20 protein-coding genes and 1 tRNA gene are annotated in these 19,410 nt (G+C 71.8%); 12 read left to right on the top strand and 9 right to left on the bottom strand.

Annotated features, from left to right (window positions below):
* Positions 1-59: 59 nt before the first annotated feature.
* A complete protein-coding gene (locus tag AB0L00_RS08470) occupies positions 60-455 on the top strand; it encodes a hypothetical protein (protein WP_364430200.1) in 396 nt (131 codons plus the stop codon).
* Positions 456-543: 88 nt separating this feature from the next.
* Complete coding sequence (locus tag AB0L00_RS08465; RefSeq protein ID WP_364430197.1) at positions 544-1,599, top strand: D-alanyl-D-alanine carboxypeptidase family protein; 1,056 nt, start codon at positions 544-546, stop codon at positions 1,597-1,599.
* Positions 1,600-1,829: 230 nt separating this feature from the next.
* Here the strand turns inward: AB0L00_RS08465 and AB0L00_RS08460 are convergent, their stop codons facing one another.
* Together AB0L00_RS08460 and AB0L00_RS08455 are read right to left on the bottom strand one after the other, a co-directional pair.
* On the bottom strand, positions 1,830-2,411 hold the full coding sequence (locus AB0L00_RS08460; RefSeq protein WP_364430194.1) for an SAF domain-containing protein: 582 nt from the start codon (positions 2,409-2,411) through the stop codon (positions 1,830-1,832).
* 120 nt (positions 2,412-2,531) lie between these two features.
* Positions 2,532-3,329 (bottom strand): S-methyl-5'-thioadenosine phosphorylase, encoded by a 798-nt coding sequence (locus tag AB0L00_RS08455; protein ID WP_364430192.1) that lies wholly within the window; start codon positions 3,327-3,329, stop codon positions 2,532-2,534.
* Positions 3,330-3,514: 185 nt separating this feature from the next.
* Between AB0L00_RS08455 and AB0L00_RS08450 the strand changes: the two genes are divergently transcribed.
* Positions 3,515-5,608: an MMPL family transporter gene (locus tag AB0L00_RS08450; protein ID WP_364430189.1), complete on the top strand. Its 2,094-nt coding sequence runs from the start codon at positions 3,515-3,517 to the stop codon at positions 5,606-5,608.
* A 155-nt stretch (positions 5,609-5,763) separates the two neighbouring features.
* Here AB0L00_RS08450 and AB0L00_RS08445 read toward each other — a convergent pair whose 3' ends face one another.
* The 4 genes from AB0L00_RS08445 to AB0L00_RS08430 all read right to left on the bottom strand — a co-directional run bounded on the left by AB0L00_RS08445 (position 5,764) and on the right by AB0L00_RS08430 (position 9,401).
* On the bottom strand, positions 5,764-6,081 hold the full coding sequence (locus AB0L00_RS08445) for an FmdB family zinc ribbon protein (protein ID WP_364430186.1): 318 nt from the start codon (positions 6,079-6,081) through the stop codon (positions 5,764-5,766).
* 97 nt (positions 6,082-6,178) lie between these two features.
* Positions 6,179-7,660 carry a potassium/proton antiporter gene (locus AB0L00_RS08440; RefSeq protein ID WP_364430183.1) on the bottom strand — a complete coding sequence of 494 codons (1,482 nt, stop codon included), beginning with the start codon at positions 7,658-7,660 and terminating at the stop codon, positions 6,179-6,181.
* Between the two features lie 96 nt (positions 7,661-7,756).
* Positions 7,757-8,734 carry an NAD(P)-dependent oxidoreductase gene (locus AB0L00_RS08435; RefSeq protein WP_364430180.1) on the bottom strand — a complete coding sequence of 326 codons (978 nt, stop codon included), beginning with the start codon at positions 8,732-8,734 and terminating at the stop codon, positions 7,757-7,759.
* A gap of 64 nt (positions 8,735-8,798) precedes the next feature.
* Complete coding sequence (locus AB0L00_RS08430; RefSeq protein ID WP_364430178.1) at positions 8,799-9,401, bottom strand: 5-formyltetrahydrofolate cyclo-ligase; 603 nt, start codon at positions 9,399-9,401, stop codon at positions 8,799-8,801.
* Between the two features lie 103 nt (positions 9,402-9,504).
* On the opposite strand from AB0L00_RS08430, the gene galU reads away from it, so the two are divergent.
* From galU to AB0L00_RS08395, 7 genes are all read left to right on the top strand, one after another.
* Positions 9,505-10,419, top strand: a complete 915-nt coding sequence (galU, locus tag AB0L00_RS08425) for a UTP--glucose-1-phosphate uridylyltransferase GalU (protein ID WP_364430176.1) — start codon at positions 9,505-9,507, stop codon at positions 10,417-10,419.
* Positions 10,403-11,614: a gephyrin-like molybdotransferase Glp gene (glp, locus tag AB0L00_RS08420; protein ID WP_364430174.1), complete on the top strand. Its 1,212-nt coding sequence runs from the start codon at positions 10,403-10,405 to the stop codon at positions 11,612-11,614. The genes galU and glp overlap by 17 nt, the downstream gene beginning before the upstream one ends.
* A 200-nt stretch (positions 11,615-11,814) precedes the next feature.
* A complete protein-coding gene (gene moaC, locus AB0L00_RS08415; RefSeq protein WP_364397901.1) occupies positions 11,815-12,285 on the top strand; it encodes a cyclic pyranopterin monophosphate synthase MoaC in 471 nt (156 codons plus the stop codon).
* Positions 12,286-12,299: 14 nt separating this feature from the next.
* Positions 12,300-12,770, top strand: coding sequence for a MogA/MoaB family molybdenum cofactor biosynthesis protein (locus AB0L00_RS08410; protein WP_364397925.1), 471 nt, complete (start codon positions 12,300-12,302; stop codon positions 12,768-12,770).
* A 50-nt stretch (positions 12,771-12,820) separates the two neighbouring features.
* Positions 12,821-13,435, top strand: coding sequence for a GNAT family protein (locus AB0L00_RS08405; protein WP_364430172.1), 615 nt, complete (start codon positions 12,821-12,823; stop codon positions 13,433-13,435).
* Positions 13,436-13,781: 346 nt separating this feature from the next.
* Positions 13,782-14,372 (top strand): hypothetical protein, encoded by a 591-nt coding sequence (locus AB0L00_RS08400; RefSeq protein ID WP_364430170.1) that lies wholly within the window; start codon positions 13,782-13,784, stop codon positions 14,370-14,372.
* A gap of 235 nt (positions 14,373-14,607) precedes the next feature.
* Positions 14,608-14,681, top strand: a tRNA-Ala gene (locus AB0L00_RS08395).
* Positions 14,682-14,961: 280 nt separating this feature from the next.
* On the opposite strand, the gene hemE is transcribed toward AB0L00_RS08395, so the two are convergent.
* The 3 genes from hemE to AB0L00_RS08380 form a co-directional block, all read right to left on the bottom strand.
* Positions 14,962-16,083 (bottom strand): uroporphyrinogen decarboxylase, encoded by a 1,122-nt coding sequence (hemE, locus tag AB0L00_RS08390; protein WP_364430168.1) that lies wholly within the window; start codon positions 16,081-16,083, stop codon positions 14,962-14,964.
* A 177-nt stretch (positions 16,084-16,260) separates the two neighbouring features.
* Positions 16,261-16,425 (bottom strand): hypothetical protein, encoded by a 165-nt coding sequence (locus AB0L00_RS08385; RefSeq protein ID WP_364430165.1) that lies wholly within the window; start codon positions 16,423-16,425, stop codon positions 16,261-16,263.
* Between the two features lie 55 nt (positions 16,426-16,480).
* On the bottom strand, positions 16,481-18,385 hold the full coding sequence (locus AB0L00_RS08380) for a hypothetical protein (protein WP_364430163.1): 1,905 nt from the start codon (positions 18,383-18,385) through the stop codon (positions 16,481-16,483).
* Positions 18,386-18,681: 296 nt separating this feature from the next.
* Between AB0L00_RS08380 and AB0L00_RS08375 the strand changes: the two genes are divergently transcribed.
* Positions 18,682-18,885, top strand: a complete 204-nt coding sequence (locus AB0L00_RS08375) for an EF-hand domain-containing protein (RefSeq protein ID WP_364430160.1) — start codon at positions 18,682-18,684, stop codon at positions 18,883-18,885.
* Between the two features lie 107 nt (positions 18,886-18,992).
* Positions 18,993-19,247 (top strand): hypothetical protein, encoded by a 255-nt coding sequence (locus AB0L00_RS08370; RefSeq protein ID WP_364430157.1) that lies wholly within the window; start codon positions 18,993-18,995, stop codon positions 19,245-19,247.
* Positions 19,248-19,410 lie beyond the last annotated feature (163 nt).

Raw genomic sequence — 19,410 nt, 5'->3', positions numbered from 1 at the left:
GCGCTACCGTCGCGAGCCGCCTGGCGGGATGGTTCGAGCGGACGCCGTTCCGTCGAGGCGTGACGCTCCTCGCCGTCCTCATCATCGTGCCGGCCCTCATCATCGGCGGTCTCCTCGCCGTCGGCAGCGGCGGGAAGGGCGACCGTTCGCAGTCCCAGGCGGCCGCCGCGACGCCGTCCGCGCGGGAGCACGACGAGGACTCGGGCACCGTCGAACGGACCGAGCGGGCCCTCGGCGAGATCGTCGCCTCGCGCAGCGCCCGGCCCGCGCCGACGTCCGCATCCACGGCCTCCGCGTCCCCCAGCGCGTCGCACAGCGCGCGTTCCCGGCCCCGGCAGACCCGCACCACGGCCCCGTCCCCCTCCGAGAGCACCAAGTGCCCGCCGGAGCTGAAGAAGTGGCCGTGGATGTGGGACCTGTGCAAACGACGCCGCGGCGGTCACGCCCGCCCGTGAGGTCACGAACAGAGCACGAAGCACACGCTTACCTGTAGTACCGTCGTCCCGCCGCACATAGTTCGCCAGTCCCCCGGAGGATCTCCGCGTGCCAAGCACTCGGTCAGCGGCGCTGATCGCGGCGATCGCGGCGGTCGTGCTCTTGCTGACGTCCAGCGCGAATGAGTCGTCGGCCGCCCAGTCGCCGTCGGCCGACAGCGTTCAGGCCCTTCGCAAGCAGGCCGACAAGGCCAAGAACGAGCTCTCCAAGGCCACCAAGGCGTGGGAGGCGCGCAAGAAGCAGCTCACCGCCTCCGAGGACAAGCTCAAGAGCACGCTCGCGGATCTCGGCACTGCCAACGCCGAGCTCAACAAGATCCGAGAGCCGCTGGCCCAACTGGCCGCCAACGCGTACAAGCAGCCGGGCGTCATGGGCGTTCCCGCCCTGATCGGGGGCAACGACCCTGACCGGGCGCTGGCCGCCGCGACCGACCTGACGATGCTCACCAACGACCAGAAGTCCCTCATCGACAAGGCCGGCCGCCTGCAGAACCAGCGTGAGCAGCTCGCCGCGTCGGCGCAGGAGCTGCAGTCGAACAACGCGGTCGAGGAGGCGAAGCTGCAGCAGGAGATGAACGCGCTGAAAGCGCGCGCCGCGCGTCTCACCGCCCAGCTCACCGCCGCCCTGAAGAAGCTCGACCCCACCACCCGACTGCAGCTCACCTGCCAGAAGAGCCTGGTCGCCGAAGCCCGGAAGTTCCCCAACGGGCTCATCCCCGCGCGGTACCTCTGCCCGCTGCCGCAGCCCGGCAGGCAGCTCCGCGCCGACGCGGCGCTGGCCTTCTACCAGCTGAACAACGCCTACAAGCAGCACTTCGGCACCCAGATGTGCCTCACCGACTCCTACCGCCCCCTCGCCGAGCAGCAGCGGATCTACGCCGACCGGCCCGGCATGGCGGCGGTGCCGGGGCACAGCAACCACGGCTGGGGCACGGCCGTGGACCTGTGCGGCGGAGTGCAGAGCCAGGGCTCCGCACAGTTCAACTGGCTCCAGGCGAACTCCAAGAAGTACGAGTTCTTCCACCCGGCATGGGCCTACAGCAGCCCCTTCGAGCCGTGGCACTGGGAGTACACCAAGGAGAACACCCCCGACTCCAGCGACTGACCCCCTCCACGCGACGCGGCGGGCGACCCTCACACACAGATCAACTCGACTCAGCGGGCCCCGTCGACGCCTCGGCTCAGCGGCTGAGGTCGGGTCGGGTGGGCCGGCTCGGGTCAGGCGGGGCAGGTTGGTTCGGTTCGGGTCGGGCGGTCGGCGTGGTGAGCGGGACCGTGGGTGACCGGCGATGGGCGCCGTGGGACGGTCAGGTGTGGCCGGTGGTGGGAAGCGGTCTAGCCGACGATGGTGACCGATAGGCGGGAGTCGACGGCGGCGCGGGCGATGGCCGCGGCTTGGGTGCGGCCGGTGCGCAGCACGACGAGCGCCCCCTCGTCGGTGTCGGGTCCCGGCCGGGGCACCGCGACGACCGGGACCGCCGCCGCGACCGTGCGGGCCGGCAGCGGACCCTCGGCGCGCGCGGCCAGGACGTCCACGCGGTCACCCGCGTGCAGCAGCCGTACGACGGAGGCGTCGGCGAGGCGTACCGGCGTCGCAACCGTGCCGGGCTCCGCGTCGTCGAGCAGCGTGCCGCCGCGCAGCCGCACGTCGGTCAGTGGCTCGCCCCGCCGCACGGGCCCGGCCAGCGTGCGTCCCGCAGCCCGGCGGACGGCCCCGTCGGGCACGGTGCGGGCCGGCAGGGTGCGGATCCCGACGTCGGCGGCGGACAGGGTCGTGCCGCCGGGCAGGTCGTGAGCGGCGACGAGGACCGGCACTCCGCGCTGGTGGGGCCGTGCGGCGGCGAGGCCGAACGCCGCCGCCGCGGCCGCCAGCACGGCGGCGAGCAGACGGCGGTGCCGGCTCAGCGTCGCCCTCATCGTCGTCGTTCCGGCAGCGGGGTCACGGCGGTCATGGGCGCTCCGGGGGAATGGCGGGGTGGTCAGGGGAGCCCGATGGGGGCCTGGGGCCCGCCCGGGGTGTGCGGGCGGGCGGGGGCGTCAAGGGAGTTCGATGGGGACCTCGAGCCCGTCCAGGGCGTGCGGGCAGGGGCAGTCGCGGTCGGTGGGCAGGGTGCCGATGATGTCGATGACGAGGTCGCGCAGCCGGTCGACGTTCTGCGCGAAGACGCGGAGCACCTCCTCGTGGGTGACGCCCTCGCCCTCCTCGATGCCGGCGTCGAGGTCGGTGACGAGGCAGGCCGGGATGTAGCACAGCGCCAGCTCGCGGGCGAGGACGGCCTCGGGGTGCCCGGTCATGCCGACGAGGGTCCAGCCCTGGGCGGCGTACCAGCGGGACTCGGCGCGGGTGGAGAAGCGCGGCCCCTCGATGACGACGAGCGTGCCGCCGTCGACCGGCTGCCACTCCGCCGCGCGGGCGGCCTCCAGCGCGGTGTGGCGGCCGCGCGGGCAGTAGGGGTCGGCGAAGGACAGGTGCACCGCGCCGTCGTCGTAGTAGGTCTGTGCGCGGCCGCTGGTGCGGTCGACGAGCTGGTCGGGGATGGCGAGGGTGCCGGGGCCGTACGCCGGGGCGAGTGAACCGACGGCGCTCGGGGCGATGACCTGGCGGACCCCGAGGGAACGCAGGGCCCAGAGGTTCGCCCGATAGGGGATCTTGTGCGGCGGGTAGCGATGGTCGCGGCCGTGCCGGGGCAGGAACGCGACCCGGCGGCCGGCCACCGTGGTCAGGGCGATGGTGTCGCTGGGCGGGCCGTAAGGGGTGGGCACCTCGATCTCCTCGACATCGTCGAGGAAGGAGTAGAAGCCGGACCCACCGATCACGCCGATCTCTGCATGCATGAGCCGGACCCTAGTCGGCCGCCGCGACGTGCCGCGAGACCGCCCTCCGAACCTGTGGACAACGCGCGCTCCGGCCGCTTGGCCACGGATCGATATCGGACTCGCGATATGTCTTGTCAGCGCGAGAGACGCGTAATATCTTCTCTGCGATAGAGAGATGTTACGCGTTTCCAGGAAGGTGAACCATGCCGAGCCGACTGGCCGGTGTTCCCGCCGGCCGCCGTACCAAGTGGGTCGTCCTCGTCGCCTGGCTGATCCTGCTGATGATCGGCGGCGCGCTCGGGGGCAGACTGCAGGGCGTCACGAAGAACAGCGCCGAGGCCTACCTGCCCGGCGGGGCCGAGGCCACCAAGGTCATCAAGCTGCAGCAGAAGCTGCACCACGAGGACGGGACCGTCACGCTCGTGTCGTACGAGCGGCGCGGCGGCGTCACCCCACAGGACCTGGCGTTCGCGCGGGCGGCGGCCGTGGAGCTGAAGGGCGTCTCGCACGTCGCGTCGGTCACGGGGCCGATCACCTCCAGGGACGGTGCGGCGATGCAGCTCGTCGTCCCGGTCAGCGGCGACGGGGACGTCGTCCTGAAATCGATCGACGAGCTCCGCAAGGTGGTCGAACGCGGGCCACCGGCCGGGCTCGACGTCCGCGTCACCGGTCCGGGCGGCACGATGTCCGACCTGATCGGGGTCTTCATGACGGTCGACGGCACACTCCTGATCGTCACCCTGGCCGTCGTGATCGTCATGCTGCTGGTGACGTACCGCAGCCCGTTCCTGTGGGTCGTGCCGCTGGTGTCGGCCGGTTCGGCGTACATGCTGTCCCAGGGGCTGGTCTACCTGCTCGCCAAGGCGGGCCTCACGGTCAACAGCCAGAGCACCGCGATCCTGGCGGTCCTGGTGTTCGGCGCCGGCACGGACTACGCGCTGCTGCTGATCGCCCGCTACCGGGAGGAGCTGCACCGGCACGAGGACAAGCACGAGGCCATGCGGATCGCGCTGCGCCGCGCGGGGCCCGCCGTCCTCGCCAGCGCCGCCACCGTGACGATCGCGCTGCTGTGCCTGGTCGTCGCCGAGCTCAACTCCACCAGCGGCCTCGGCCCGGTCGCGGCGGTCGGCATCGTCTGCGCGCTGATCGCGATGACCACGCTGCTGCCCGCCCTGCTCGTGGCGCTGCCGCGCGGCGTCTTCTGGCCGATCGTGCCGCGGTTCGACGTCCGGTACGTCGACGAGCCCGACGCGGTGGAGAAGGAGCACGGCGTCTGGGCCCGCGTCGCGCGGTTCGTCAGCGCCCGGCCGCGGATCATCTCGATCGGCGGAGTGCTCGTGCTGGCCGCCCTGGCGTTCGGCATCCTGTCGCTGAAGACCGGGCCGGTCTCGAACGCCGGACAGTTCGTCGGCACCCCTGACTCGGTCGTGGGCGAGCGGGCGCTGGCCCGGCACTTCCCGGCCGGCACCGGCAGCCCGGCGGTCGTCATCGGCCCGCGCAACGCCGACCTGCGCGCCACGATCGCCCGTACGCCCGGCGTGTCCGCGGTGAGCGCACCGGTGGTCGCGGGCGACTACGAGCAGTACGACGCGACCCTGTCCAGCGCGGCGGACACCGGCGCCGCCCGCGACACGGTCGACCGGCTGCGCGCCGCGGTGCATCCCCTGGGGGCGATGGTCAGCGGGGCCACCGCCATCAATCTCGACACGCAGCGCGCCGCCGCGCACGACAACAAGGTGATCATCCCGATCGTCCTGACCGTCGTGTTCGTCATCCTGGTCCTGCTGCTGCGGGCCCTGGTCGCGCCGCTGCTGCTGATGGCGACGGTGGTGCTGTCGTTCGCCGCGTCACTCGGCGTGTGCGGGCTGGTGTTCACCCACGTGTTCGGCTTCGAGGGCGCCGACTCCAGCTTCCCGCTGGAAATCTTCATCTTCCTGGTCGCGCTCGGCGTCGACTACAACATCTTCCTCATGACCCGGGTGCGGGAGGAGTCGCAGCGGCTGGGTACGCGGCGCGGCGTCCTGCGCGGCCTCACCGTCACCGGCGGTGTGATCACCTCGGCCGGGGTCGTGCTGGCCGCGACGTTCGCGGGGCTCGCGACCCTGCCGGTGACGGGCACGGTGGAGATGGCCTTCGCGGTCGCGTTCGGCGTGCTGCTCGACAGCCTGCTGATCCGGTCGCTGCTCGTCCCGGCCCTGACGTACGACATCGGGAAGCGCATCTGGTGGCCGGGCCGTCTCGCGGGGGACGCGGCCGCCGAGGCGGACCGACGGCCGATGCCGCAGGCCGTGCGCTGATCACAGGGCGCTGATCACAGGCCCGCTGAGTACAGGCCCGCTGAGTACAGGGCGCGACGGGCTCCCCGCCCGAGTGGGGAGTCCGTCGCGCACGTCGTCATGGACCGAGCGCCCGCCGGATCCGTCACCGCGACGGCCCCGTCATCTTCGGCGGGTCAGGCGACCTTCTCGCCGGAGGAACCGCCGGACGAGCCCGAAGAGGAGTCGGAAGACGACGAGGACGAGGTGTCCTTCTTCGCCTCGGTCTTGGCGGGCTCGCTCTTCTTCGCCGAGCCGCTGGACGAGGTGGTCGAACCGCTGCGGCTGTCGGTGCGGTAGAAGCCCGATCCCCTGAACACGATCGCCGCCGCGGAGAACACCTTGCGCAGACGCCCGCCGCATGCGGGGCACTCGGTCAGCGGGTCGTCGCTGAACTTCTGCACGACCTCCAGAGGCTCACCACATTCGGTGCACGCGTACTGATACGTCGGCACGAGTTCCTCCTAGCTGTACACAGCCCTCGGGGGGCTGGCACTCTCACTCAGTGACTGCTAATGCTACCGGGCGCCGAATGATTCCCGCCGCACACGTTCACTGATCGCCGTGCTCGCCGTACCAACCGGCCAGCTTCCCGCGCCGGCTGACGGCGCGCAGCCGGCGTTCGGCGGCGGGCCGGGCGGCGCTCGTGGCGACGACCAGCAGCTCGTCGCCCGCCTGCAGGGCGGTGTCGGGGCCCGGCACGAAGCTGTGCCCGTCCCGTACGACCAGCGTGATCACCGCGCCCTCGGGCAGCCGCAGCTCGAAGATCTCCACATTGTTGAGCCGGGAGTCCGGCGGGATCCGGATCTCCAGCAGGTCGGCGTGCAGCTCCTCCAGCGGGGCGGCCTCGACGTCGATCTCCCGGGTGTGGTCGGGGACGGTCACCCGCAGGAGGCGCGCGAGCGAGGACAACGTCGGCCCCTGCAGCAGGGTGAACACCACCACGATGATGAACACCTGCGCGAACAGCGCCTCCGCGCCGGGCAGCCCGGCCGTCACCGGGATCGTGGCCAGCACGATCGGCACGGCGCCGCGCAGCCCGGCCCATGACAGGAACGTCTTCGCCCGCAGGTCGAGCCCGAAGAACGGCGTGGACACCAGGACCGACAGCGGCCGCGCCACCAGCACCAGCGCGAACCCGCAGATCAACGCCGCGCCGAGCTGCGCCGGCAGCTCATCCGGCGACGCCAGCAGTCCGAGCATGATGAACAGCCCGATCTGCGCCAGCAGGGCGAGGCCCTCGGCGAACCCGCGGGTGGCCGGGCGGTGCGGCAGCCGGCTGTTGCCCAGCACGAGGGCCGCCAGGTAGGTCGCCATGAACCCGCTGGTGTGCGCGACGGACGCCGCGCCGTACGCGCCGACGGTGAGCGACATCACCGCGATCGGGTACAGGCCGGACGCGGGCAGCGCCGCCCGGCGCAGGGCGTGCGCGCCGAGCCAGCCGACCAGGAGACCGATCGTCGCCCCCACGGCGAGCTCGTAGACCAGCTCACCCGCCATCAGCAGCGGCGACTCCACGTGTTTCGCGCTGAGAGCGGCCACGAGGATGACGACCGGCGCGTCGTTGAACCCGGACTCGGCCTCCAGGATGCCGGTCAGGCGGGCGGGCAGCGGCAGCCTCCGTAGCACGGAGAACACCGCCGCGGCGTCCGTCGGGGCGAGCACCGCGCCCAGCAGCAGGGCGAGGCGCCAGTCGATGCCCACCAGCCAGTGCGCCACCGCCGCGACCACCGCGATGCTGACCGCGGTGCCGGCGACGGCCAGCGAGAGGGCGGCCGGGATGGCCCCCCGTACGGCCGACCAGCGGGTGGTGAGTCCGCCCTCGGCCAGGATGAGCACCAGCGCCGCCAGACCCAGTGTCTCGGCGACCAGCATGTCGTCGAACCGGATGCCGAACCCCGACTCGCCCAGCACCAGGCCGAACGCCAAGTACAGCAGCAGACTGGGCAGCCCGCTGCGGTGGGCCAGTCGGACGGCCACGATCGCCACGATGACCACGATCGAGCCGAGCAGCAGCCACAGGTCGAGTTTCACCCACACCCCCTTGAACAGGACTTTCTCACAATCCGTCACCGGAGACGGCGGAGCGCCGCCGCGCTGGACGGGGAAGGTCGGATCAGCGGTAGCGGATCAGCGGTGGCGGATCAGCGGGTCGACTCCGTTGACGACGTTCGTCACCGGTCGGCCCTCGACCGCGGCCCGTATGTTGTCGACCACGGCGGTGATGATGTTGAGCTGCGACTGTCGGGTCGCGCCGGCCGCGTGCGGAGAGAGCAGGACGCTCTCGTGCCGCCGGAGCGGATGGTCGGCGGGCAGCGGCTCGTCCTCGTACACGTCGAGCGCCGCTCCGGCCAGCCCGCCGCCGTCGAGCGCGGCGAGCACGGCGTCGTCCGGCGCGATCCCGCCGCGCGCGACATTGATCAGGAACGCGCCCCGGGGCAGCAGCGCCAGCCGCCGGGAGTCCAGCAGTCCGACGGTCTCCGGTGTGCGCGGCAGGCAGACGACGAGGATGTCCGAGCCGGCGAGCAGGTCGTCCAGCTCCTGGTAGACGCCGGTGTCCCGGCGCCGCCGCGACCAGTATGCGACCCGGCAGCCCAGCGCCTCGAACAGCCGCATGACCTCCGCGCCGATCGCGCCCATGCCGAGCACGCCGACCCGGCGGTTCGCCAGCTCGTCCGAACCGCGGGCGGCCGTCTCCAACTGCGGCCAGCCGCCCTCCCGCATGCGCCGGTCCGCCCACGACAGTTGCCGGGACAGGTCCAGCGCGGCGGCCAGGGCCCACTCGGCCACCGAACGGGCGTTCGCGCCGGCGGTGTTGGCCACCGCCACCCCGGCGGCGGTCAGCGCGTCCAGGTCGAGGCTGTCCACCCCGACCGACGGCATCTGCACGAACGCCAGGCGCGGGGCGGCCGCCACGGCGGCGGCGTCGAGCGACAGCCCGCCGGTGAAGTCACCGACGACCAGCTCCGCGTCGGCCAGCGCCGCGTGCAGAGCCTCGCGACTCCGCTCGGCGGGCACGACGACCTCGGCGAGCGGGTCGAACACGTGATGGATCAGGTCCGGGCCCAGCGGCGGCAGCGCCAGCAGCCGCCAGCCCGCCCCGCTCACGAGTCCTCCTTGGTCGGAGGAGCGACCGGACGTGCCGCGCCGATGATTCGCGCGCCTCGCGCGCTCATGTCTCGGCCCCGGGCGGGGCGAACCCGACCAGGCCGCCCGACGGGGTGACCGCCGCGCGTACGGGCAGGTCGTGTGCCTCGGCGGGCAGGGAGGCGACCAGCTCGGTGTCGTAGACCGGCGCGATCGTCAGGATGCCGGGGGCGACGCGGGTCAGCGCCCGGTCGTACGAGCCGCCGCCGCGCCCGAGGCGCACGCCGGCCGACGACACCGCCAGCGCGGGGACGATGACGATGTCGGCGCTGCGGATCGCCTCCGGACCGCGTGCCGGCTCGGTGGGCTCCAGGAGGCCGTACGGTCCCGGCCGCAGCGAGTCGGGGCCCTCGTAGGAAGCCCAGTCGAGGTCGCGGTCCGGCAGCAGCCGAGGAACGAGGACGTACGTGCCGCGCTTCCACAGCGCGAACAGCAGGCTCTGGGTGGCCGGCTCGGTGCCGACCGAGACGTACGCGGCGACGGTGCCGGCCATCTCCGTCTCCGGCAGCGTCAGCACGGTGTCGCGCAACAGCCGCCCGGCGGCGGTGCGTTCGTCCGGGGTGAGGCGGGCGCGGGCCGCCAGCAGGTCCGAACGCAGGGCCGTCTTCTCCTCGGTGATGTCGCGCACGTCTCTATTGTCACGTGAAACCGGAGTGAGAATCCCCTTCGAATGCACGACGCAAGGGGGGACCGTTCGCGGAACAGCCACGATCGACGGTTAGGGTCTTGTCATGGCCGACCACGTACCCGTCACCAAGGCGGTCGTTCCCGCTGCCGGCCTTGGCACGCGCTTCCTGCCCGCGACCAAGGCGACCCCCAAGGAAATGCTCCCCATCGTCGACAAGCCGGCGATCCAGTACGTCGTCGAGGAGGCCGTCGCGGCCGGGCTCGACGACATCCTGCTGATCACCGGGCGGGGGAAGCGGCCGATCGAGGACCACTTCGACCGCGCGTACGAGCTGGAGGAGGCACTGCGCGCCAAGGAGGACCCCGAGCGGCTCGGGTCGGTCCGGGAGTCCGCCGAGCTCGCCGACGTCCACTACGTGCGCCAGGGCGAGCCGAAGGGCCTCGGGCACGCCGTCCACTGCGCCCGCCGCCACGTCGGCAACGAGCCGTTCGCCGTACTGCTCGGCGACGACCTGATCGACGAGCGCGACCTGCTTCTGCAGCGCATGCTCGAGGTCCGCCAGACCCACGGCGGCAGCGTCGTGGCGCTGATGGAGGTCGAGCCCGAGCAGGTGTCGCTGTACGGCTGCGCCGCGATCGAGCCGACCGACGAGGACGACGTCGTCCGCGTCACCGACCTCGTCGAGAAGCCGGTGCCGGGGGAGGCCCCGAGCCGGTGGATCATCATCGGCCGGTACGTCTGCGACCCCGCCGTGTTCGACGTCCTGGAGAAGACCCCGCCGGGCCGGGGCGGCGAGATCCAGCTCACCGACGCGCTGCTCACGCTGGCCAAGCGGGACCGCTCGGAGGGCGGCCCGGTGCACGGCGTGCTGTTCCGCGGCCGCCGCTACGACACCGGCAACAAGCTGGACTATCTGCGCACGGTCGTGCAGTTCGCGGCCGACCGGCCCGAACTGGCCGACGAGTTCCTGCCGTGGCTCCGAGAGTTCGTGGCGAAGCACGATGAAGCGGGTAGATGAGCATCTGGCGGACATCCTGGGGTCGGTACGGGAGCTTCCGCCCCTGGAGCTGGCCCTGTCGGAGGCATCCGGCGGCGTCCTCGCCGAGCCCGTCACCGCGCCCGTCGACCTGCCGCCGTTCGACAACTCCGCCATGGACGGATACGCGGTGCTGGCCGCGGACGTCGCGGCCGCGTCCGAGACATCACCCGTAAACCTGTCGGTCGTCGGCGACATCGCCGCCGGCGACCAGGGCGCGTACGGCATCGCCCCGGGGCTGTGCGCCCGCATCATGACCGGCGCGCCGCTGCCCGGCGGCGCGGACGCCATCGTCCCGGTCGAGTGGACCGACGGCGGCACCGCCAGGGTGACGATCCGGCGGGCCGCCACGCCCGGCCACTACATCCGGCGCGCGGGGGAGGACGTCACCGCCGGGCAGACCGTCCTGCCGGCCGGCATCCGGCTCGGCGCGGCCCAGATCGGCATGCTCGCCGCGGTCGGCCGGGCCCGCGTCCTCGTACGCCCCCGGCCCCGCGTCGCCGTGCTGTCCACCGGCAGCGAACTGGTCGAGCCCGGCCGCCCGGTCGGTCCCGGCCAGATCTGGGACTCCAACAGCTTCGCGCTGACCGCCGCCGTCACCGAGGCGGGCGGCGTCGGCTTCCGGAAGGGCACGGTCGGCGACGACCCGCGCGAGGTCCTCACCACGATCGAGGAGCAGCTCGCGGACGCCGACCTGATCATCACGTCGGGCGGAGTGAGCATGGGCGCCCGCGACGTCGTGAAGGAGGTCCTGTCGGGGCTGGGCACGATGCGGTTCGAGAAGGTCGCGATGCGGCCCGGCAAGCCGCAGGGCTTCGGCCTGCTCGACGACCGCGTCCCCGTCTTCACGCTGCCCGGCAACCCGGTCAGCGCGTACGTCTCCTTCCAGGTGTTCGTCCGCCCGGCGCTGCGCGCGCTGCAGGGGCTGCCGCCCGCGCCGCCGCGCACCGTACGAGCCCGCCTCGCCGTGCCGATCACCTCGCCGGAGGGCCTGCGGCACTACCTGCGCGCGGAGCTCTCGACAGACGACGATGGGGACCACCAGGTGGTCCCGGCGGAGGCGCAGGGCTCCCACCAGGTGTTCGCGCTCGCGTCCTCGAACGCACTGATCGTCCTGCCCGAGGACGTCACCGAACTCCAGCCAGGCGACACCGTCGACGTGCTGGAGCTGCCATGAGCGAGCGGAGCGAGCGAGTCATGAGCACAGCGCGTTTGGTCGCTTCTCCGGCGAAGGAGGCCGTATGAGCGAGCGGAGCGAGCGAGTCATGAGCACAGCACCTTTGGTCACTTCTCCGACGAAGGAGGCTGTATGAGCGAGCGGAGCGAGCGAGTCATGAGCACAGCACCTTTGGTCACTTCTCCGACGAAGGAGGCCGCATGACCGGGTTCTCGCACCTCGACGAGTCCGGGGCGGCCCGGATGGTGGACGTCTCCGCCAAGGAGGTCTCCGCCCGTACGGCCACCGCCACCGGCTTCGTGCGCCTGTCCGCGGAGTGCGTCGCCGCCCTGCGCGCCGGGAACGTCCCGAAGGGCGACGCGCTCGCCGTCGCCCGCATCGCCGGAATCCAGGCGGCCAAGCGCACTCCCGACCTCGTCCCGCTGTGCCACCCCATCGCCATCCACGGCGTCACCGTCGACCTGACCGTCCGCGACGACGGCGTGGCCATCGTCGCGCAGGTGCGCACCGCGGACCGTACGGGTGTGGAGATGGAGGCGCTGACCTGCGTGTCCGTCGCCGGCCTCGCCCTCATCGACATGGTCAAGGCGGTCGACCCGGCCGCCGTCATCACGGACGTGCGCGTCGAGGAGAAGACCGGCGGCAAGACCGGCGTCTGGCGGCGGCCGTGACGGCGATCAGGGCCATGGCGGTCACCGTGTCGAACCGCGCCCACGCCGGCGTCTACGAGGACACCTCCGGGCCGGTCCTCGCCGGCCTCCTGCGCGACCTCGGCTGCCAGGTCGACGGCCCGGTCGTCGTCCCCGACGGCGAACCGGTGGAGGAGGTCCTGCGCGACGCCGTCGCCCAGGGCTACGACGCCGTCGTCACCAGCGGCGGCACCGGGCTCACCCCGACCGACCGGACCCCGGAGATGACCAGGCGCGTCATCGAACGCGAGATCCCCGGCATCGCCGAGGCCATCCGGCTCACCGGCCGGCAGAAGGTCCCGGCCGCGATCCTGTCCCGCGGCTTGGCGGGCGTCGCCGGACGTACCCTCATCGTCAACCTGCCCGGCTCGACGGGCGGAGTACGCGACGGGATGGCCGTGCTCGGCGAGGTGCTGCGACACGCCGTCGACCAGATCGGCGGCGGCGATCACCCGCGCACACCCTGACGAGGATGGCGTAGGACCCGCCACAGGGGAATCATGGGAGTGTGGCAAGCATGCGGGGTTGGCCGGCCAACCTGAACGAGGGGCCGGTCGGGCTTCGGCCCTTGCGGCTACGTGACGCGCCGATCTGGCGGGAGGTGCGGATTCGCAACGCCGAATGGCTGCGTCCCTGGGAGCCGACCAATCCCGAGACGCCGCTCTTCCGCAGTGGTCTCGGCCCCTACCTCAGCATGGTGCAGACGATGCGCCGCGAGGCCCGGCACGGCCTGGCCCTGCCTTGGGTCGTGACGTACGACGGGGAGTTCGCCGGGCAGCTCACCATCGGCGCCATCGTCTGGGGCTCCGCCCGGTCGGCGCAGATCGGCTACTGGGTCGACAAGGCCGTCGCCGGTCGCGGCGTCATGCCGACCGCCGTCGCCCTGGCCGTCGACCACGCCTTCTTCAACGTCGGCCTGCACCGCGTCGAGGCGAACATCCGCCCGGAGAACACCGCGAGCCGCCGCGTCGTCGACAAGCTCGGCTTCCGTGAGGAGGGCGTCCGCCGGCGGCACCTGCACATCGACGGCGCCTGGCGCGATCACATCTGCTACGCCCTGACGACCGAGGACGTTCCCGGCGGCCTGCTGTCCCGCTGGCGCGCCAGCACCCGCCAGGCCTTCCCGCACTGAGTCCGAGGGGAACGGCGGCTGAGGCGTTCACCGGGATGCCGCCCCCCGGCGACCCAGGGTTTCCCGCGGACACGGGATGATCACCGCAGCCGGACGGTGGTGCAGACGATACGGGAATGTGATGTTTGCGGAGCCATACTCCGGATACCGAGGGTGGCGGGCGCCGTACGCCGTGATCATGGTGCCTGGAAACTTTTGGTCAGCAAAGTTTCAGGAAGGATCCGATCTCGCGACACACCGCCCCTAATGCTCGTCAACCACTGACGGTGGGTCTTAGCGTGCGGGACGTGAGCGAGCGCGTCTGCGAGGTCAGCCTGCGGCCTCGACGCGCCTACGAGGAGGGCTGATGAGCAGCGCACTCCTCTACCTTGCGATCGTAGCCGTCTGGGGCGTCGTCCTGGTCCCCATGTGGCTTCGTCGCGACGGCTCCCGCACTCGGAACCGGCGTCTGGACGAGGACGCCGACACACTGGTCGAGACGCCCTCCGAGGCCGCTGAGAGCCTCGACGAGACGCTGCCCGAGGACGACGTCGTCCCGGCCCGGGCGACCCGCTCCGCCGTCGGCCGGCGGCCGAGCCGCGCCGCCGTCATCGCCCGCCGCCGGCGCCGCACCGTCGGTCTCATCCTCCTCGTGCTGACGGCGGTCGCCACCGTCGTCGCCGGCGTCACGCCGTGGTGGTTCACGCTGCCGCCGTCCGTGCTGCTCGTCGGCCACCTCACGCTGCTGCGCAGCGCCGTCAAGATGGACGCCGAACGCCGCCGCGCCCGACGTATCGCCCACCTCCGCGCCCTCGAGGCCGACCGCCGCGCCCGCGCGGAGAAGGAGGCACGCCTCGCCCGCGAGGCCCAGCGGTCCGCCGAGATCATCGCCATGCCCGACCGCCCGCAGCAAGAGGTGTACGACCAGTACACCGACCAGCGCGCCGTCGGCGACTGACCCGACCGACGCCGCCGCGCGACCCCGCGGGGCGGCGGCAGGCGCTGATCACTGGCGTTCACTGCTCTCTATCGGCAGCAGGTGCCAGGGATCAACGCGGCCGCGCAGGCCCACCCTGCACGGCCGGGCATCCCGCCGGGCGCGCTGGGCACCGGCACCGACCTGCTGTGATCCGGAACACCGGGCAACCGATGCGCGAGGAGTGCCGAATGTTTGCTAGCCTTACAGCGTCCTTGGGGCTGTAGCGCAGTCCGGTAGCGCACCTCGTTCGCATCGAGGGGGTCAGGGGTTCAAATCCCCTCAGCTCCACTTCGGACCTGGGACCAGTGTGGTCGAGAGCTTTGCTCCCTTCCCGCTGGTCCTTCGTCGTTTTCTCCGGGGGACACCCCCGGACCCCCAATGGTCAAAGGCCGGTCCCGATCACGGAACCGGCCTTTTTCGATCTCGTACGGCAGCTAAGTACGGCAACGCCCTCAGCGGCTCGCGCCGGCCGCCATGAGCGAATCAGCGGAGGCCCGCCGGGCTGTGCGCTGCTGCGCACGCCCGCCGCGGGCGCGCTGCGGTTTCTGGGACCGGATTGAGAGCCGGTTCACCCAAGGGTGGCTGGGGTCGTCCAGGCCCGGACCTGCTCGACCAGGGCGGTGACATGATCTGGGGGCGTGGTCTTGGTGATGCCGTGTCCCAAGTTGAACACGAACGGGCCCCCGCTCAGGGCGCGCAGGATGCGGTCCGTCTCGGCGGCCAGCGCAGGGCCGCCGGCGACGAGGAGCTGGGGATCGAGGTTGCCCTGCACGCAGCGCCCCAGGCCGCGCTGCAGCCTCTGTGCGGCCCAGGCGAGGGGAACCGTGGCGTCCAGGCCGATGCAGTCTGCTCCGGTGGCCTCGGCGAAGCCGTCGTAGGAGAGCCCGGCGCCCCGGGGAAAGGCGATGACCGGAATGTCCGGGTGCTTCTCTTTCAGCGCTGCGGTGATGGTGGCGACCGGCTTGACGCACCACCGTTCGAAGAGGGCATCCGGGAGTATCCCGGCCCAAGTGTCGAACAACTGGACTGCTTCCGCGCCCGCGTCGATCTGGCGGTCCAGGAACTGGATGACGGCGGTCGTCAGCAGGTCGATCAGTGGCTGGAATCCGTCGGGGTCGCTCAAGGCCCACTGCTTGACGACGGAGTGCTCTGACGCGGCGCCGCCGCGTCCCTCGACCATGTAAGTGGCGATGGTCCACGGCGCGCCGGCATAGCCGATCAGGGCGACTTCAGGGGGAAGGGCGCGGGTGAGCCGCCGTACCGTCTCGTAGATCGGGGCCAGTTCCTCATGGAGGCGGGAAACGCCGAGGAACTCCGCTATGTCCGCTTTTGAGCGGACAGGAGGCGTCAGCACCGGGCCCTCGCCTACGCGGTAGTCCAGGGTCTGGCCCAGCGCGGCGGCGACCTGCGGAAGGTCCGCGAAGACGATGGCGGCGTCGAGCGGGAAGCGCCGGATCGGCTGCAGGGTGACCTCGACGGCGTGCTCGGGCGAATTGCAGAGCCCCACCATGCCCCCGGCGGCCTCACGGACCCGGTGGTACTCGGGCAGGTACCGCCCGGCCTGCCGCATCAGCCATATCGGTGGCCGTTCCGTACGCTCTCCCGCGAGCGCGCGCAAGAGCAGCTTCTTAGGCTGAACGGTGCCGGACGCCGGCTTCAGGCTGACTTCTCCCCGTGCGCCGATCTCCATGCTGTTCCGTTCTGTTGAATGGCCCTAGCCTCGATGAGACTCGGTTAGCAGGCTCCAACCCCGGGTAGGAGCCGTCGCCATCGTAGGGGCTCGGGGAAATCGGCCGGATTCAGGGCCGCTACCGGGACGCAACGACTGCCGCCAAGCCCGCGAACACCGGTCGCCAGGCGGCCGTGGTCAGGGGCGGTCGCTGAGTTGCGCGACTTCGCTGGACAGGCCTCTGTCGCGCAGACGGCTCAGGGCCGCCTCGTCGGCGCCGTCGCCGGTGATCAACAGGTCGATGTCGGCCAGCGGGCAGACCGGGGCCAGGTCGGTGCGGTCGGGGTTCCGCCGTATCCGCAACGCTCCCCACTCCGCCGCGTGACCGGTCGATGGGAGGCTCCGCGGCGCGCCGGTCTCACCACCGGGGACGCTGAGCGAACTGAGGGCTGTCAGGGCGCTGGGGACGGCCCTGACCGCCCTGACCGAAACCGGAATCGAAGCCGTTAGAGCGCTGGGGGAAACTTCGACCGTCCTGACCATCCTGACCGTCCTGAGCAGAACCCCAGCTGGAATCGTCGGAGCGCTGAGGGAAGCCTGGACGCTGCGGGTGTTCAACGCGCCAAGGGTAGGGCTGAGCACAACGAGACGCTCGCCCGGACGTTCCGTCGCAGGCCTGAGCGGACCCTCGGCGGCCGACGCTCCCACGACCGCCGGTGGACCCGTCATTTGACGTAGTGGTGCGATGCGGCCTTGGCCGGCTCGTCGGCCGGTCCGGGGACGTGGCCGGCCTGGTCGGCCTGGCGGTGTGGGACGGCTTTGCGGTGTGGGTCGGTTTCGGTCTGTGGGTGGATCTGGCGGTGCGGGACGGCCGTGGGGTGTGGGTCGAACGGGCCGTCTTGCTGGGCTTGGTGGTCTTGCTGGGCTTGGCCGTCTTGGTCGGCTTGGCCGTCGGGGTCGGCTCGGCGGAGGGAGTCGGTTCGGAGGTCGGGGTCGGTTGAGCGGGCGAGCTCGGCTCGGCGGACGGAGTCGGCTTCGCGGTCGGAGTCGATGCGGACGACGAGGTCGGTTCGGTCGTCGGCGGCGCCTTGGTGGACGACGTCGGGGTCGACGACTTCGAGCCGCCTGCCGGGGTGGTGGTCCGCCGAGGTGTCGCGGTCGTGGGCGCGGTGCCGGTCCGGGTCGGCGTCGGCGACTTGCTCGGGTGAGACGTGACCGCCTTCGGTGAGGGGGCCGTCGGATCCCCCGAGGAAGGCGGCTGGGTCGAAGGGCTCGGCCGCGCGCTCTGGTGGACGGCCGCGCCGGTGTCGTGCGTGCCGTGTGAGCCGGTCAGCGCGAAGGCCGTGCCTGTCGCCGCGGCGACGCAGGCCACCAGGGCCACGACCGGGAGGAGCCGGCCGCCGCCCGATGACCTCTTCGGCTTGGCGTGCGTACCGCGGGCGGGCGGCTGTCCCCCGGTGGTCGCGTTCGCGTCTTCGGCCCACGCGGCGTCGAGGGCCGCCCAGGCCGCCGATTCCGAACCGGCCGGTTCAGCCTCGGAAGGGCCGGGCTCGGAGTCACCGGGTACGGGCTGATCCGGTCGCGCGTCCGCGGAGGTTCCGCCGACCTGGCCCAACGGCGCGGTGGCCGCCTGATCCGGGGAGATGGCCGGGATCTGCCGAGTGGCGTCATCGGCCGACGTGGGGGAGCCGTCGAGCGGGGGTGCCGCGCCGGCGTCGAATCCCGTCGCCGGCGTCGCGGGCGCGGCCGCGGCGCACGAGGCCAGTATCCGGTCGCGTTGCCCTGCGGGAGGCTCGTATCCGAGTGTCACCAGCCGGTGCAGCGCCTCCCCGCTCAGCGGGGCGAGCATGGCCGAGTTCCGCGTCTCCTCACCCCGTACGGAGGCGGCGGCCTCTTCCAGATGCTGCTGCGCGTCCCACGCGAGCGTCTCGGCGGCGTTCCGCGTCACGCCGAGGACCTGGGCGGTCTGCTCCGGGTCGAGAGCGTTCGTCAGGGCCAGGACCTCGCGGTCTCCGGGACTCAGGAGGGCCAGCGCGCGCCGCAGCGGGTCGGTCGACGTGGTCGTCGCGACGCCGCGAAGAAGGGCGCCGCGCCGTACACACTGGGCTCGGGCGAGCGAGTGCAGCCACACCGGAAGCCGGGCGTCGTCCTCCGGAACGGCGCCCGGATCGCCGGCGACGGCGACGAAGACGTCGTGCAGCGCGTCGCCCGCTTCGACGCCGACCATGACATAGCAGTAGGCATAGAGCGCTTCGCCGTACTCGTCATAGAGCGCGCCGAACGCCCGCGGAGCACCCGTCCGTAGGGCCTCGGTCAAGGACATCGGTATCTCCGTCCCGCCACATCGTCCCAAGATCGTGACAAAGTTACGTACAACGGTGGAAAACGGATACTATCTAACGAAGCAGACTCAACAGTGCCCTGAGCAGGCAAAATGTCTTCCGGGGGTAGCCGTCGAGCCGCTCGGCGTCGGGCTCGGCGAGCCGGTGTCGGCCCTCGCGATCGCCGGCAGGGGTCGGCCGCCCGGCCGTGCCGGTTCGGACAACGGTGTCGCGCGGCGCCGGGTCCGGGCCGTACGGTGACCGCTGCCGGAGACGTACGGGCCGACAGGAGGCACTGGTGGACGACGAGGTCGTGCGGACCTTCAAGGAGATCGACTACGACGGCGACGGGTACATCACGGCGATGGAGTTCAAGCTCGCCATGACCCGCCGCCACGAGGCCGTCAGCGGCGATGAGATCAACTCGATCTTCGGCCACGCCGACGACGACGGGGACGGACGCATCAACCTGGCGGAGTTCGCCAGGGCGTGGAACTCCTGAGGCGGCCCGCCGGTTCCCGGTGATCGCCGGGGGCCGGCGTCGTCACGGACGTTCGAGCCTCGTCGAGAGCACGCGAGGGCGGTTGACGGCCGGTGACCTCGGGAAGCATGGGGCTGCTCGTCGTCGCGGTGCCGCCCGCGGTCTGGGCCGTCGTCACGTCGTACCGCCTGCTGATGATCGAGCGCATCCACAGCGGATTGGACCTCGGCAAGCTGGTCTTCGACGCGCCGATCCAGGCGCTGACCACCACCCTGAAACGTCCGGGGCGCCACTCTCTGGAAGCGGAATTGACGGCCCGTGGTCTTCCTGGAGGAAGTGCGGACGAAGCCTTGGCGGGACACGGACCCGCCGCCGTCCGGTGACGCTCGCCGGGTGGGTCCGGCGCTGAGATCCTTGGGCTCTCGCCGGTGATCTACAAGCCCGGAGAAACTCGATATGTGGCCACAATGGCTTAATTCGGTCCATTTCGGGCATTAAGGGATTCTTTGGCGGTGTCGTTCGTTGCCGGAAAGGTGATCGTTCGCA

Origin of the sequence: Actinoallomurus sp. NPDC052308 (genome assembly GCF_040679195.1) — a bacterium.
Taxonomy (GTDB): Bacteria; Actinomycetota; Actinomycetes; order Streptosporangiales; family Streptosporangiaceae; genus Actinoallomurus; species Actinoallomurus liliacearum.
The sequence above is the reverse complement of the archived record's forward strand: the minus strand, read 5'-3'. Positions and strand labels throughout refer to the sequence as shown.